General features: G+C 40.0%; 20 protein-coding genes. 5 read left to right on the forward strand and 15 right to left on the reverse strand.

The annotated features are described in order from the left end of the window. Positions 1-19: 19 nt before the first annotated feature. Together H4075_RS13535 and H4075_RS13540 are read left to right on the forward strand one after the other, a co-directional pair. Positions 20-400 carry a hypothetical protein gene (locus tag H4075_RS13535; RefSeq protein WP_182801367.1) on the forward strand — a complete coding sequence of 127 codons (381 nt, stop codon included), beginning with the start codon at positions 20-22 and terminating at the stop codon, positions 398-400. A gap of 99 nt (positions 401-499) precedes the next feature. Then, positions 500-1,573, forward strand: coding sequence for a 3-oxoacyl-ACP synthase III family protein (locus H4075_RS13540; protein WP_182801368.1), 1,074 nt, complete (start codon positions 500-502; stop codon positions 1,571-1,573). A gap of 9 nt (positions 1,574-1,582) precedes the next feature. Here H4075_RS13540 and H4075_RS13545 read toward each other — a convergent pair whose 3' ends face one another. After that, the gene (locus H4075_RS13545; protein ID WP_182801369.1) at positions 1,583-2,830 is read right to left on the reverse strand and encodes a DEAD/DEAH box helicase; all 1,248 of its coding nucleotides are present in this window, start codon (positions 2,828-2,830) and stop codon (positions 1,583-1,585) included. A 362-nt stretch (positions 2,831-3,192) separates the two neighbouring features. Here H4075_RS13545 and H4075_RS13550 point away from each other — a divergent pair, with 362 nt between their 5' ends. Beyond that, positions 3,193-3,636 carry a cold-shock protein gene (locus tag H4075_RS13550; RefSeq protein WP_182801370.1) on the forward strand — a complete coding sequence of 148 codons (444 nt, stop codon included), beginning with the start codon at positions 3,193-3,195 and terminating at the stop codon, positions 3,634-3,636. A gap of 75 nt (positions 3,637-3,711) precedes the next feature. On the opposite strand, the gene H4075_RS13555 is transcribed toward H4075_RS13550, so the two are convergent. The 8 genes from H4075_RS13555 to H4075_RS13590 form a co-directional block, all read right to left on the reverse strand. After that, entirely contained in the window at positions 3,712-4,461 is a 750-nt protein-coding gene (locus H4075_RS13555) for a sterol desaturase family protein (RefSeq protein ID WP_182801371.1), read from the reverse strand. Between the two features lie 114 nt (positions 4,462-4,575). Next, entirely contained in the window at positions 4,576-5,550 is a 975-nt protein-coding gene (locus H4075_RS13560; RefSeq protein ID WP_182801372.1) for an ABC transporter ATP-binding protein, read from the reverse strand. A gap of 53 nt (positions 5,551-5,603) precedes the next feature. Continuing rightward, a complete protein-coding gene (locus H4075_RS13565; RefSeq protein WP_182801373.1) occupies positions 5,604-6,038 on the reverse strand; it encodes a hypothetical protein in 435 nt (144 codons plus the stop codon). 141 nt (positions 6,039-6,179) lie between these two features. Next, positions 6,180-6,497, reverse strand: a complete 318-nt coding sequence (locus H4075_RS13570; RefSeq protein WP_182801374.1) for a CHY zinc finger protein — start codon at positions 6,495-6,497, stop codon at positions 6,180-6,182. 10 nt (positions 6,498-6,507) lie between these two features. Beyond that, positions 6,508-6,894, reverse strand: coding sequence for a DUF3037 domain-containing protein (locus tag H4075_RS13575; RefSeq protein ID WP_182801375.1), 387 nt, complete (start codon positions 6,892-6,894; stop codon positions 6,508-6,510). Then, a complete protein-coding gene (locus tag H4075_RS13580) occupies positions 6,872-7,669 on the reverse strand; it encodes a HipA family kinase (protein WP_182801376.1) in 798 nt (265 codons plus the stop codon). The genes H4075_RS13575 and H4075_RS13580 overlap by 23 nt, the downstream gene beginning before the upstream one ends. Positions 7,670-7,757: 88 nt before the next feature. Continuing rightward, complete coding sequence (locus tag H4075_RS13585) at positions 7,758-8,189, reverse strand: acetyltransferase (RefSeq protein WP_182801377.1); 432 nt, start codon at positions 8,187-8,189, stop codon at positions 7,758-7,760. A gap of 12 nt (positions 8,190-8,201) precedes the next feature. Further along, positions 8,202-8,891, reverse strand: coding sequence for an alpha/beta fold hydrolase (locus H4075_RS13590; RefSeq protein WP_182801378.1), 690 nt, complete (start codon positions 8,889-8,891; stop codon positions 8,202-8,204). Positions 8,892-8,982: 91 nt separating this feature from the next. On the opposite strand from H4075_RS13590, the gene H4075_RS13595 reads away from it, so the two are divergent. Next, positions 8,983-9,663, forward strand: a complete 681-nt coding sequence (locus H4075_RS13595) for a helix-turn-helix transcriptional regulator (protein ID WP_220494763.1) — start codon at positions 8,983-8,985, stop codon at positions 9,661-9,663. 80 nt (positions 9,664-9,743) lie between these two features. Continuing rightward, positions 9,744-10,244 carry a DinB family protein gene (locus H4075_RS13600; RefSeq protein ID WP_182801380.1) on the forward strand — a complete coding sequence of 167 codons (501 nt, stop codon included), beginning with the start codon at positions 9,744-9,746 and terminating at the stop codon, positions 10,242-10,244. Between the two features lie 32 nt (positions 10,245-10,276). Here H4075_RS13600 and H4075_RS13605 read toward each other — a convergent pair whose 3' ends face one another. The 6 genes from H4075_RS13605 to H4075_RS13630 all read right to left on the reverse strand — a co-directional run bounded on the left by H4075_RS13605 (position 10,277) and on the right by H4075_RS13630 (position 15,413). Beyond that, positions 10,277-11,527 carry an FN3 domain-containing metallophosphoesterase family protein gene (locus H4075_RS13605; RefSeq protein ID WP_182801381.1) on the reverse strand — a complete coding sequence of 417 codons (1,251 nt, stop codon included), beginning with the start codon at positions 11,525-11,527 and terminating at the stop codon, positions 10,277-10,279. Positions 11,528-11,598: 71 nt separating this feature from the next. Continuing rightward, positions 11,599-12,225, reverse strand: coding sequence for an endonuclease III domain-containing protein (locus H4075_RS13610; RefSeq protein ID WP_182801382.1), 627 nt, complete (start codon positions 12,223-12,225; stop codon positions 11,599-11,601). Positions 12,226-12,282: 57 nt separating this feature from the next. Then, the gene (locus H4075_RS13615) at positions 12,283-13,041 is read right to left on the reverse strand and encodes a DNA alkylation repair protein (protein ID WP_182801383.1); all 759 of its coding nucleotides are present in this window, start codon (positions 13,039-13,041) and stop codon (positions 12,283-12,285) included. An 18-nt stretch (positions 13,042-13,059) separates the two neighbouring features. Continuing rightward, on the reverse strand, positions 13,060-13,506 hold the full coding sequence (locus H4075_RS13620; RefSeq protein WP_182801384.1) for a VOC family protein: 447 nt from the start codon (positions 13,504-13,506) through the stop codon (positions 13,060-13,062). Positions 13,507-13,685: 179 nt separating this feature from the next. Continuing rightward, positions 13,686-14,387 carry an outer membrane beta-barrel protein gene (locus H4075_RS13625; protein WP_182801385.1) on the reverse strand — a complete coding sequence of 234 codons (702 nt, stop codon included), beginning with the start codon at positions 14,385-14,387 and terminating at the stop codon, positions 13,686-13,688. A 150-nt stretch (positions 14,388-14,537) separates the two neighbouring features. Then, positions 14,538-15,413, reverse strand: a complete 876-nt coding sequence (locus H4075_RS13630; RefSeq protein ID WP_182801386.1) for a TolB-like translocation protein — start codon at positions 15,411-15,413, stop codon at positions 14,538-14,540. Positions 15,414-15,549 lie beyond the last annotated feature (136 nt).

Raw genomic sequence — 15,549 nt, forward strand, 5'->3', positions numbered from 1 at the left:
ATCAATAAAAACTCTGAATATGTTTACACAAACCTGGAAAAAATATTTACCAGTGATTTTAATCCTGATGAAAAGAGCTTCACAGGAAGATCAGGTATTAAAAGTGAACCAAACCGATTTTGAACGGGCAGCAGGCGGTCGTAAAATTAAATTCAGCTTTGGCAACGTAGAGTTGAAGAAGGCGAAATTAAATTCACAGGCAAAGCATTCTCCTTTTGCAAAAGATTTTGCAACAGTTATGCAGGAAGATGATCTTACACGAGGTTTTCTTTTGCAACGCTGGTTTGAATTTTCGATGAGTACCGATTTTCAACTCACAATCAAACAACATCCACTGGAAGCAGAACCGTCGCAAGACACTGCGGAACTTGAAAATAATGAAGTAGCACTAGCTGAATAAAGAATTGCAAAACACATCATTCAGCTGTCCTTAAACTAACAGCCTATACCGCTGTCTGCAACAATTGCAGACAGCTTTTTTCATTTCAAGGATTATTTTATGCAACGTTCCGTAATTACAGGTACAGGCTCCTACATACCTCCCGTTATTCAAACAAATACAGATTTTGCAAAGCACTTATTTTATTCCGAGGATCATCAGCCATTGCCTACTCCGCCCGGCGAAGTAGTAGAAAAATTTAAGCAGATCACCGGCATTGAAGAACGCAGGTACACTTCGGATGATTTGAGTACCGCAGACATTGGCGCTGTTGCAGCAAAAAAAGCATTAGACGATAGCGGTGTTGATCCGGAAACCATCGATCAGCTGATTGTTGCACATAACTTTGGCAATGTATTAAAACATACGATTCAAACGGATGCAGTGCCTTCTCTTGCTGCAAGTATCAAACATCAACTCGGCATAAAAAATCCAAACTGTGTGGCATATGATGTTTTGTTTGGTTGTCCCGGTTGGTTGCAAGGTGTAATACAAGCTGATGCATTTTTTAAGGCGGGTATCGCTAAAAAAGCGTTGATCGTTGGCGCTGAAACATTATCAAGAGTAATTGATATATATGATCGTGACAGTATGATCTTCAGCGATGGTGCCGGTGCAGCTGTATTGGAATATAATGAAACAGGTGAAGCTGGTACAGGCATTCTCAGTGCATCCGTGCAAACACATTCATTGGAAGAGGTTGATTACATCAACATGGGACCTTCATTTTATCCCGACAGTGATCCGCATGTACGTTACATTAAAATGAAAGGAAGAAAAGTGTATGAATATGCGATGAAGCATGTGCCTGCTGCCATGAAAGATTGTTTAGATAAAAGTGGTGTTTCTATTTACGATCTTAAAAAAGTTTTCATTCACCAGGCCAATGAAAAAATGGATGAAGGCATTATCAACCGTTTATATAAACTATATAATATCCCTACACCAACTGAGCATGTAATGCCCATGAGCATTCATTGGCTTGGTAACAGTTCAGTGGCAACTATCCCAACACTTCTTGACCTTGTTCGCAGGGAAGAAATTAAAAATCACCGGCTTTCGACCGGTGATGTAATTATGTTTGCCTCTGTTGGCGCAGGTATGAATATTAATGCTGTCTGCTACCGTTACTGAACGTTATGATCAACGTTGTGAAAACGTTTTTCCATAACGACGACCACCACCCGCACTTCTCATAGTACTCACAGGTGCCGCACCAGCTGATGCCGCCACAGGTGAGTTGTGCATAAAGCTGATATCAAACGGATGATCTTTTACAACATCGATCTGCTTTTTGATCAGTTTCTGAATATCGGTGAGGAATGTCTTCTCACTCCAATCACAAAACGAAATGGCAACGCCACTTGCTCCTGCCCTTCCTGTACGACCAATACGGTGTACATAAGTTTCAGGTACGTTTGGTAATTCGAAGTTGAATACATGCGTCAATTCATCAATATCAATACCACGTGCAGCAATATCGGTTGCAACAAGCACACGTGTTTTACGCTTCTTGAAATTGCTCAATGCATTTTGTCTTGCATTCTGCGATTTGTTTCCATGAATAGCTTCTGTACGTATACCGGCATTATTCAGATTCTTCGCTAATTTATCAGCTGCATGTTTCATTTGTGTAAACACGAGTACTGATTCAATACTGGTGTCTTTCAACAACTGCACCATCAACGGAAGTTTATTCTGCTTCTCTACATAATAAACAGATTGCTGAATGATTTCGACAGTAGATGATACCGGTGTTACTTCCACCTTTACAGGATTGGTAAGCAACATCGATGCTAACTGTTGAATTTCCGGAGGCATGGTTGCCGAGAAAAATAATGTTTGACGCTTGGCAGGTAATTTAGCAATGATGCGTTTTACATCATGCACAAAACCCATATCAAGCATACGATCTGCTTCATCCAATACAAAGTATTTGATGTTGTTGAGGTTGATGTGACCCTGTTGCATCAGATCGAGTAAACGACCGGGGGTAGCAACAATAACATCCACACCACGTCTTATAGCTTGCACCTGGCTGTACTGCGGTACGCCGCCAAAGATCACCTGGTGTTTAATGTTCAGGAAATGACCATATGCGTTTACACTTTCACCGATCTGGATGGCCAGCTCCCTGGTGGGTGTAAGAATAAGGGTTTGTAATTGAGCCTGTTTTTTGCCTGAATGTTGCTGCTCAAGATGCATGAGCTGCAAAACAGGAATAGTAAAAGCTGCTGTTTTTCCGGTACCGGTTTGCGCACATCCAAGCAAATCTCTTTGTTGTAAAATGGCGGGGATTGCTTTTTCCTGGATAGGTGTTGGGCTGCTGTAGCCTTCTTTGCTCAATGCCTGTAATACAGGCTCAATGAGCTGTAATTCGTTAAATAACACGTAAAAGTTTTTTAGTTTAAAAATGTGATAAGGCTACCAAAAAAGAATTTGATACTTTATCTGCCTTAGGTTAACATTCACATATTTGAGGAGGGTAACTACTACACAAACAGGGAGAGATAACAATAAGAGAAGCAAAGCTACCTATTTTTTGGCCAATACAGGTATTTATTTTCTATGGGCTCAATCGCAGACGTTTTCCACAATTAGCAAAAGCGAATGATCAACACATAGTTTTCGCTTATTGATCGGCAGTAAAATCGTACCTTTAACCAGTCTTCAGAAATTACAATCCCTTTTTCTCAGAACTTTTTGGCAATTCCGGCAACGGGGATTCTTCTATCATTAAATCATTTATACGTATGGCTGATACTTGGAACAAAAAAGAAAGAGAAAAGAAAAAACAACAAACAAAAAAGGAAAAAGAAGAACGCAAACAAGAGCGTAAGGAAAATTCAAAAACAAAAACGCTCGATGATATGCTTGCGTATGTGGATGAAAATGGAAACATTTCAGCTACACCTCCCGACCTGAGCAAAGTAAGAAAAGTAAAACTTGAGGATATTGAGATTGGTGTGCCTAAACAGGCTCCTGTTGATCCTGCAGATCTTATCAGAACAGGTATTGTTACCTTCTTTAATGAATCAAAAGGATATGGTTTTATTAAAGACCTTCAAACCCAGGAAAGTGTATTTGTGCATGTGAACGGTTTAAAGGAAGCAATCAAAGAAAATAACAAAGTGAGTTTTGAAGTGGAGATGACACATAAAGGTGCCAGCGCCATTAATGTGAAACAGGTTGTTTAAAAAACTCAGTTACTGAAATACAAAAGGTATCGCATTAAGCGATACCTTTTTTGTTAGCGGTATTTTTATTGATAGCTACGGCTTATCTACTTCACGGAACAACAGCATATCGCCTATACGTGCTGAAGCACCATCATAAAATCCTGTTTCATATTCGTATGCTGATGGATTACGGAATGTTCCAAAGAGCAGATCAAACAAGGGCAGATCAGAATAGTTATACGCATGAATTCCTTTTGCATGATGCACAGTATGACTTTCAGGCCGCTGAATAAAATATCCTAACCATACAGGTGTTTTAATATTTGCATGCTGAAAGATGCTGAAAAAATTTGTTACCAGCAGGATAACAGTAATGGCCTGCGGTTCAAATCCTGTAAGGATTGAAAAACAAATGGTACCGAGTGCTGTCCATCCAATAATATCGAGCGGACTGAAATAAAATGCACCATAGGTATCTAAACGTTCTGCACTGTGATGCATCTGGTGAAACATCTTCCACAAATATTTATTACGGTGCATGGTTCGGTGCCACACATACATACCAAATTCATACAACAGGATACCTGCAACTGCTCCGCCAATTGTACCTAGCCCGGACAAATCGAGTAACTGAGCTGATGGTAAATAACTTGCCCACAGCAATGGCAGGTAAGATGAGATGTAGAAATAGCAGATGAATACAATGATGCCTCTCAGCTTCCAGTATTTTACAACAGGAAGTTTACGGCCGGGAAAAACAGCCTCCCATATCATGAGTGTTGCATACATGCCGAGAATGGCAAGTGAAATCGGATCTAGTAAAAGGTCTAATGGTGATGGCATATACTGATGTTTATTGTTTCAACAGATATGCAAAACTCCATTATTACAATGCCTCACACAATCCCTCACTCAGGGAAAGAGCTAACCAAAACCGGTGATAAAAAAACTGGTGAATTATAAGTACCAGCGATCGCCAGCAGAAATATTAAAACCAAGCACCTCTCCTTTTTGTGGCGTACGACCACTATGAAATACATTGAATCTTTGCTGTTTTAATACTACTTCAAGTAACATATATGCACCACGATAATGCACAGCTTCAACAATTCCTTTTAAAGATGAAATTCCATTTGTACTGATCTGCACTTGATGCGGGCGAAGAAAAAGTTTTTGTTGACCGCTTGAAAGATTCTTTTCTAAATGAATGACTGTAGTATCGATCAAACTGTAATCACCTAATAAACCTGCTGCATATTCATTCACTGGTTGCAGATATACCTGCTGTGCTGTTCCTTGCTGTACAATTTGTCCATCTTTCAACAGTAATAATGTATCGGCCCATGAAAGCAGATCAGCAGGCTCATGACTAACCATGATGCAAGTAATGCCTAACTGATCACCAAGATCATGAATCACCTGCTTCATAGTTTGTTTATGCAGGAAATCAAGATTGGAAAACGGTTCATCCAATATCAGAAGTTTAGGAGAACCTGTAAGCAGCCTTGCCAGTGCTATGCGTTGCTTTTCGCCGCCTGAGAGTTGATGGGTTCTTCTCCGTAACAAATGTTCAACCTGGCAAACAGTATAGATCTGCATGGCTTGCTCCGGCGTGAGTTTGTTGGCCATTTCTAAAAAATCGCCCACCCAATAATTATTCCGGAGTTCAAAATGTTGTGATAAATAACCAATGCCTTTGTGACCGGGAATAAGTTGATCCCACGGACCCAATACTTTTTCTCCAAGAAAAAAAACTTCACCTGCATCGGGTTGTGCAAGGCCTGCGATTATTTTCAGCAGTGTTGTTTTGCCCGATCCTGTTTCGCCTGCAATACCAATTTTTTGAAAAGCAGTTTGTGTAAAACTGATGCCGTTTACTGCAACAGTATCTCCTTCCTTTTTATACAAATCATTTACCTCTAAAAAAGCCATGCCCGAAAATAGAACATAAGCTTAATACAGCAAACTGTCATTGCAAGTCATACTTATTGACTGTAACGTTGAGCCAGTGAATGGGAGATCACTTTAAACTCCTGTTCTTTCATTGCAAGTTGATAACTGTTATCAATAGCTTTGATGTTGGGGTTGGAAAGATGTCGCTCATTATATGGTCTTATGAGATCTATTTCACGAACGACCTTGCCATTTTCATCAATGGTTTTTGCAAACACCCTGTATTGAAAATGCCATGGGTTCAACTGATCATCAGCACCGTTGGAATTATAGGTGTCGTTAAAGCCTTCAAAGATCAGTTCGCTGCTGTATTCAGGATGTTCGTGGAGGAGATCAGTGATGTTGATGAATTGGTTGATCTCAGGATCGCCATGTACAATACCACTGTCCCAAACCGTTTCGCCGTTCAGGAATATAACCAGCCTGTTATCAACGTGTTTCACGTTGATCCAATACTCTTTTTTCATATTACTTACATTAAATCGTTAAAGAATTTGTGTTGAATAACAGGTATAAAAGTCCAAAATCTGCAAAACGCAGGTAATGACGAATGTTATTTTTCCAACTGATTAACGTCCATTTTTAGTGTCTGAAAAAGAGTACACTTGTTATACTTCGAAATAGAGGTGATTATGATTGCTGCACTTGGGATTGAAGTTTGTGCGGCATTTAGGGCATTGATAATTACTGTGTTGATATTGGTTGATGGTCATCTCCTGTTGGCAAACGCCGCAAAGAATTGCTTTGTTATCAAATTCATTTTTGCTCCATACTTCAGCTTTATGTCCTGCTGTTTCTTCATGACAATAAAAGCATGGATAATAAGTATCGCAACATTTAAACTTAATGGCAATTACATCAAGCGGAGAATGATAATGCGTGCAACGTGTTTGTTCATCAACTGTTTTTCCTTTTACTACGATCATTGTGTGTCGTTTAACTTACTACTAATTGCTCCAGCAGTTTTTCTACTGTTTTCTCCGCATCACTGCAGATACCGGGGTGCACAGCCGACGTTTGCACAACTGTACTTCGCTTTGCTGTGAGCCAGCGAAATCTTGCTGCATGATCGAGCAAGGCGATAGGGCCGGCTTCCTTATTTCCCTTACTGATCTGTTCGAATGCATTCAAGTGTTGACGTATATCGTTAATATCAGTTTTTGGATACATTGCCAATATCCTCTTCTCATCCAACATGTATTTCATTTCAAGAAAAGCAGGGCGTTTGCAGAATACAATAACACCCACATTCAGGAATTCTTCCCGTTCCACACGTGGCACAACCCGTATGATCGCATACTCAAATGTGAATTTTTCCTGCATTGATCGCTTCGTTTACAAAAATGGATGAATGTATTATTCTTGTTGTGAGAAATTGATAATAGACATTTCTTATTTCATCAGCCGCAAGTTGTCCTTCCTCATCTTTCAACCATGTATCCGGCAAAACAGAAACGATTGCCTTTATCCGCTCAGGAACCAATATCTGCTTGAGTAAAGAATCTGTTTCATCAATGCTTGCTGCCTGTTGCAACAGCACATGATCTTTGATCTGTACAAAAGGTCTTACTGCCTGTTCTTCCCAATTATATCCGGAATGATGAAAATATAAAGACGCTCCATGATCGATCATCCACAATTCATTTCGCCAGGTGAGCATGTTTGTATTGCGGGCTGTGCGATCAACATTCATCAACAACGCATCGAGCCAAACAATTTTTGAAGCAGTTGATGTATCAATTTTTGAAACAGCAGGATCGTAAGTAATTGCTCCGGATAAATAATGCAGACCAAGATTCAATCCTTCACTTGCCCGCAACAGATCCTGAATTTCTTCATCGGGCTCCATTCGGCCAAAGGCTTCATCCAGTTCAGCAAAAACAAGTTCAGGAACTTTTAAACCAATAGCTCTTGCTAATTCAGCGCCAATCACATCTGCGATCAATGCTTTTGCTCCCTGTCCTGCTCCACGAAATTTCAATACATACAAGAAGCCATCATCTGCTTCGGCTATGGCGGGCAATGAACCACCTTCACGCAACGGCGTTACATAACGTGTTACCTGCACAGTTCTGATATCTGGTGGCTGAATATTCATTCGTGAATTACAGATGGAATAAATGCTAAGCTAAAGTAAGATTACATCAAAACAAAAAGAGTATGTATGAAGTATAATGAAAGTGGTTCTATTGCGTGTATTTCATACTCAGCAATGGAAACGGCCGGCCCAATCCATCTGTTTCTTTTCGTTCAATAACGGCAAAGCCCATGTGCCGGTAAAAGCCAACAGCCTGTTCATTTTGTTCGTTTACATCCAATTCATATGCGCCCAGAATATGCATTGAGTAATGGAGCAATATTTTACCAATCCCCTTCCCTCTTGCTTCGGGAATAAGAAAAAGCATTTCAATTTTACCATCAGCTACCCCGGTAAATCCAAGCAGTTGCTTTGATTCATCAACATATACATACATCGTGACTGATGGGAATATAGCAGGAAGCATGAGCTTGATTTCCTGCAAATAATCTTCAGGCAGAAAATGATGTGTTGCCCTGACAGACTGTTCCCACACATCAATTAAAACCGGGTAATCTTTTTCCGTTGCAACTCTGATCATATCTATGTTCTATTAACTTTTACAAAATCCACGAATAATATCAGCCAGCACAGTACTGTTTGCTTTTTCAATAGGATGAGCTGTTTGTTCGAGTAGTTGAAAGCTGCTGTTTGGCAATGCTTTTTGAACAGCTTCTGTTTCCTGTCTTGTAACCATCTTATCATTATCGCCCAGCAACAAAAGCACCGGTTGATTGATGGCTGTATAATCGCTTAACTGAAGTGGATTCTCCTTCCCCATTTGCAGCAGCATCTCTTTTGTTTTGTTCAATACAAGTTTCCAATCGTTTGGTGCATGTCGTTGTTTTAACTGTTCTGCAAATACGGGTACTTTTTCAAGTATAATTTCTGTATTTAACATTGCAGATTCCTTTGCTGCTACTGCCTCATCCCACTGAAATTTTGTTGCAAGTGTTATAATTGCACTGAAGAATTGCGGTTGTTGTTTAGCAAGATACAATGCTACATAGCCGCCCATGCTGTAACCAAATACAGATGCTTGCTGAATTTTCTGCATGATAACGTATTCCTCTAATTCGGATGCAAATGCCTGTATCGAAAAAGGTTCTTCTGCAAATGGCTTACCTCCATGTCCGCTAAAGTTGAAAACATGAACCACAAAATCATTCTTTAATAAATCAGCCAATGGTTGCAGTTGATCTTTTGCACCAATGGCACCATGCAATAACAACAGATGTTTCATGGTATAAATAAACTCATTTTTCAGTAATACAACAACAGTCTTTGAATTTTCGGTTAATGAAAAAATCCATTTACTTTACCGTATGAACCGGATGGATCGCCTTTTAGGAATTGTTACACTGCTGCAATCGAAAAAATATGTGCCTGCAGAAAAGATCGCTGCTAAATACAACATCAGCGTACGCACTGTTTACCGTGATGTAAAGGCATTGGTGGAGCTGGGCATACCGGTAAGTTTTGAACCGAACCGGGGTTACTTTGTAGTGCAGGGTTATTTTCTGCCACCTGTTGCTTTCAGCAGCGAAGAAGCAAATGCGTTGTTGTTGACGGAATCGCTGGTGTATGGCTTTGCAGATAAATCGATCCAGAAGCATTACTCTTCAGCATTGAATAAAGTAAAAGCTGTTCTCCGTTCAACACAAAAAGAAAAACTGGATTTTCTGGATAGGAGCATTCGTATGCAAATGCATCCGAACCTGCAAATGAATTTTGAATACCTGTCGCAATTACAGGCAGCTATCACCAATCAAACCATCATTCATCTCGATTATACAAACGCCAAAGAAGAAAGCACTAAACGAAAACTCGAACCCATTGGTCTCATCTATTATGCATTCAGTTGGCACCTGATCGGTTGGTGTTATCTGCGAAAAGATTACCGTGATTTCAAGTTGATGCGTATCAAAGGTCTGCAGGTTACTGATCAACCATTTCAGAAAAAAGATCACATCAGCATTTCGGAATTCATGAAGCAATTACCGGTTAATTATTAAATTTTTTGCGGACGAAAAAAGCACTGCCATAGGGTTGTCAGCGGGTGATTGTTGTTTTGTAGTTCAAAAATCAAAACATCATGACATTTACCGAATCATTCCTCAATGAACTCAATCAAGAAGCTGTAACAACCCGTAAAATGCTGGAGCGTGTGCCTGCCGATCTTTTTCATTGGCAACCGCATCAAAAAAGCATGACGTTGAAACAACTTGCCACACACGTTGCTGAATTACCTACATGGATCAATCTGGTGATCAACACGAAAGAACTCGACTTTGAAGCTAATCCTTATCAGTCTGTGCCTCTTTCGAGTGAACAGGAATTACTTGCTTACTTTGAACAATCGTTGACAGAAGGACAAGAAGCTTTGGCAAATGCAACAGATGAACAACTTACCGACCGCTGGGTTTTGCGTAGCGGTGAAACAATTTACAGCAATGAATTAAAACGTGATTTTCTGCGTCAATGCTTTTGCCAGGTGGTACACCATCGTGCACAGTTAGGCGTATATCTTCGTTTGCTCGATATTCCTATTCCGGGTAGTTATGGACCAAGTGCTGATGAACAAAATTTTAATTAGTGTGCATTAACCGGGGCTTGCAAAAGCTCCGGTTACTTTATACTGTATTTCCCGACTTCTTTACCTGTATCATCAAGCATTTGAACTTTCAATTCCTGTTGACTGGCATTGATCTTAATTAATGTTCTTGTGCCGGGCTTTGGTCCTCCGCCAATAATGATCGGGTAATCATGTTGATCTTTTACCGGAGGATGAACGCCATGAACATGTGTGTGACCGCATACAACAAGATCAACTTTATATTGATCAAACAGTGGAGAAAACAATTTACGACTATGCATGCTTCCATGTGCATCGTTTGAATAAAACGGAGGGATATGCATAAATACAACTTTATAGCGTGCATTCCTGTAAGCTTCCGATTGCATTAACTTCTCCAACCAGACAGCTTGTTTTTCCCTGAATGCATCGAAAGCTGCAAGTCCTGCATATACAGGTCTGTCATCTTCTTTATCTTCTCCCGTATCTAATGCAATGGCAAATACAGGTCCGCATTGAAAATGAAAATAATAACCCTGCGGATAAGAAAAATAATCTTTTAACTGATGTGCGAATGGCCCTCGAAGTTCATGGTTGCCACGCACAAACAACATTGGTTTTTGTATGGCAAAACCATTTGTACAAGGCGTAATAAGATGATTGATGATCTGCTCCTCTCCTTTTTGATAGTTGAACATATCGCCATTGAGAAAAACGAGATCGTAGGGATCACTACCGTTCAGTTTCAATAAGTGAGGGAAAGAAGAAGGCGTATCATGCAGATCATTTAACACAAGAAGATTCACTTCATCTGTATCATCGGCAATTGTTTTGAATGTGTATGTTTTGCCGTAAATAGTTTCACCAAACACAGCAACATCTTCATCCCAACGCCTGATCTCTTTGGAAGCAACACGGTATTGATAGGTCTTTCCCGGAACAAGATCATCTAAGACAATTTCATGCACACGGTTATTTGCATTCACCAAACCATCAGTAACAGCATGAATCTTTTTGTCAAGAGCAGTTGCTTCACCATACTCCACCCAACTGTAACAGTTACGATTGGTGATCCAGCGGATATACATCTGCTTATTATCAAGTGTGTGCAGGTATGGTTGCGTAAGAAATTCGTGTTGAATAATTGGAGGCGGAACAGCGATTGGTTTATCATCGTTATTACAACCCCTGATGTAAATATAACCCGCAGCACCAACGCCTGCAATTTTTGCAGCATTGGTTAAAAACTTACGGCGGTTAAAGGATGGTTTTTGGTTTTCCATTTTAAGGATGGGCTTTTTCATTTGCAGTGGTCGAAAAATAAATCTGCTGCAGCCCAATATTACAACCAACGCCGTAATTATACAAATTGGGTTTAGCTATTCGCTTTATAATACGCACAAACCGTATTCATCAAACACTTTTCACAATTCGGTTTTGGCCGGCAGATCTCTCGTCCTAAAAACGACATAGCCATACCTGCATCCCAGTCTTTTTGCGGCAGCACTTCCATGATCTGTTTTTCAATTTTCTTTGGATCGGTGCCTGTTGCTATTCCTAACCGTGGTGCAACACGAACAACATGCAGATCAACAATTACACCTTCAGCCGGTTTACCGCTTTCACGCAGGATAACACAAGCTGATTTACGGCCAATACCTGGCAGTTCCACCAACTCATCAAGTGTTTCAGGAATATTGCTGTCCTTTTTAATTTTTTCTGCAATACCTGTGAGCCATTTTGCTTTGTTGCCAAAGTTGCGCACTTTACTAATGAAGGGAAACAACGTTTCTTCTGTTGCTTTTGTGAGCGCCTGCATGTTGGGATAGGCTTCAAAGAGTTTTGGTGCAAGACTATTGATATTCCTGTCGGAATCCTGTGCAGATAATACCACCATCACCACCAACTGGTAAGTATTTTTATACTCCAGCGGATGTTGCTTGCCTTTGTATTTTTTAAGTAATGGCTTTATGGCTTCCGGCCAGTTGGTTTTCGTTGGCATGATGAATGGTTTTATTGCAATAAATCTACATTATTTAAAAATACGATCAATTGAATTTTACTTCAGCGCCATGTAATGTGTTTTTTCTTTTTTACTCATCTTCTCAATTGAATTGCGCAGCATCACACGTGGCATAACCGCCGCATGTTTATCAAGAAAACTGAATAATCGTTTCTTGTCCTTATCACCTGCAAAACGCAACATCCATCCTGCTGCTTTCTGCACCAGGTCTTCTTTATCTTTCAGTAATGCTTCTGCAAGTTTATAGGTGTCGTCCAGGTCGTTTTGCCTGATGAAATAACAGGTGCTTAAAATAGCTGAGCGTCGTTCCCACATATTTTTTGAACGTACCAGTTTGTAAAGGATCTTTCTCGGTTTGTCAAACAGATAACTTCCCGTCATGTACAAACATCCAAGATCTACAAGATCCCAATTATTCACACGATCATGTTTGCGGATATATAGTTCAAAGAAAGATTTCAATCGCTCGGGTGTTATCTTTTTGCTGCGTGATTCTTTATCCATGATGCTGATAGCACCAGCCCTTACCTCGTGGACAGGACTATCAAGCAACTTTTCAATTTCAGTAACAAGTAACCCCGCAAATGAAATGGCCAATTTAAAGAGATCCCCCATTTTCACACCCATAAACTGATCACCATGCCCATAATCGCCTTCAGCACTTTTAAAATAACGCTGTATCTTTTTCAACTCTACATCCGACTGCATTGCTTCCAACCGTTCAATAAACAGTTTCGCAGTAAGCTTCTCTTCGTTTAACGGAGATGCTTTCGCAACAGCAGTCTTCTTTGTCATATATCTTTTGCTTGATGATTATGCATTCTGCAGATCGGCAATAATGATCTTCTTCATCTGCATCATGGCCTGCATGGCCCGACCTGCTTTTTCACGATCAGGATGACTGAGCAATTCTCCAAGTACCGGAGGAACGATCTGCCAGCTTACACCAAATTTATCCTTTAACCAGCCACACATGCTTTCCTGCCCACCGTCAGCTGTTAAGCTATTCCAATAATAATCAATTTCTTCCTGCGTATCAGCATTTACAAAAAACGAAATAGCCTCATTGAATTTAAACATCGGGCCGGCGTTCAGTCCTTTAAACTCCAAACCATCGAGTTCAAACGAAACGCCCATGACTGTTCCGCCAGGACCAGGCATCGTTGAAATTTTCTTTGAATTCTTAAACACAGATAAATAAAAATTCATGGCTTCTTCGGCATTGCCATCGAACCATAAAAACGGAGTGATCTTTTGCATGATGATGTAGTTTTTGTTGTTAATGAGCACAACAAACATAGAACCATTCTGCAAAGAATAAAAGGTGTAATAACGACAATCTCAGGGCTGTTTGCGAATTGGGAACTGATGCTTAAAAACAACAAAGGCAGGAATAAATCCTGCCCTCTATTAACCAGAAACCTGCAAGAATATTTTTATCAATAATCCTTACCGTCACCACCTGATTTCCGACAGGTAAGCGTTGCTTGTTTCATATGACCTGATGTGGAAGAACCCATTGTAAAACTCAGCAACAGAAAAGCCATTCCGTTTCTTGAAGAACGGCGTGCTTCTGACGCATCAACATTTACAAAGCCTCTTTGCACTCCGCCTTCCAATATTATTCGTGGAGTTATGCGATAACCAGCTGTCAGCATTGCACCTGCATCATAATTTTTATACTTTTCAAAATTCAAACTCATCTGTTCAGTCCTGTGCGACAACAAAGCTGCAATGTATCCTCCGCCTCCGGTAAATAATCGTTTCGAGCGACCTATATAAAAATGATACTGCACAGGAATGTTCAGATAACGTAACAGGAGAAGCCCGTCTTCAACACCCTTTGTTGTGACATTTACACCTGCCTCTTTATATTGTGCCCCAATTACCAACCGGCCAACACGAAAATCATCAGCTATAAATGTGATGCCTCCAAGAAATGATAACTTAGGGCTTAGAGTTGTACGTGGCGAAAGATCGGATATTGACATCGTTGAAAATGATTCACCTGCTTCAACTTTCCAACCGTATTCAACATTTCCTTTTTTAGTTCCTCTTCCGGAGGTATCGGGTTGATTGTCGTGTGCATAGTTTTGAACAACAATTAATAGGCTGATAAGTGATCCATAAATAGCTTTCATTGTAAATAGTTTTAAGTTTAGGTTTATACGAAGTGAAACGGTGCATCTTCTTCGTTTTGGTATCGGATGTAAAACTATCTGTTGCTGAAAAAGAAAACAGCCTGCAACTTAGTTACAGGCTGTTGTTGTTGAGTTAACGGCAAATCAGTATCAGCGATACTTGCTTACATCAAATGGCAACCAATATGACTCTTCTATAAAACGATTGGTTCCCGCAATTTTTTTCTGCCGTGCGAAGTAAATACGTTTCTCTTTCTCATGAACAAAAGGACAAAACTCTGCATCAACAGAATTAATTGGTAAGCCAAGGTTTTTAGGCGACGTCCATTTGCCATTATTTTTGAAACTGATGTAAAGATCAACATCGCCATATCCTTTCGGATCGGTTGAAAAATAAATAATATAATCTTCCTTTGCTGATATGTAAGGATTCGATTCACGCTCGGTTGTGTTGATGGGCAAACCGATATTTTGTGCTGTTTGATATTCTCCATTTACTTTCCTTGAAAAATAAATATCTGAACTACCCTTACCATCTTCATTCGCTTTCATAAAATAAATGGTTCCACTATTAGTCACAGAAGCAAATGATTCAGAGGAATCGGTATTGATCACATTGCCGAGATGTTTTGCTTCACTCCATCCGTTTTTTGTTTTGGTTGATTGCCAGATGTCAAAGCCTTTCCGTTTCGGTTGACCTAGCACAGGTCTGTTCGATTGAAACAACACTGTCTTTCCATCAGGACTGAATATCGGATCAATATCTTTCCATTCAGCATTTCTTGTAGAAAAAACGGCGGGCACCGGTTTCTGCCATTTACCATTACGTTTTTCTGATTGCAGAATGATCAAGGTATCCCTACCACCGTTCGACCTTACCCAAAAAGCAGTTTTTGAATCGGGCGAGATGGTCAAACCGAATTCGCCACCTGTAGAAATAATACCGGGCTCAAAGACCTGGGGAGTTTTCTGTGCAGAAATAAGAGCAGCGCTAAAGATGGCTGCTAAAAATAATATGCATTTCATGTATAGCTGTTTCGGTAAAAATAAAAGAAGCCCTTAAACTACTTAAAAAATTATGATGAGCGAATTGTTAAAATCATAAAACTTTAAGGGTGAACCTGATCGCAATACCACGCTTTTCTGTGAGTTCCTATCTTTA

Origin of the sequence: Lacibacter sediminis (assembly GCF_014168535.1) — a bacterium.
Taxonomy (GTDB): Bacteria; Bacteroidota; Bacteroidia; order Chitinophagales; family Chitinophagaceae; genus Lacibacter; species Lacibacter sediminis.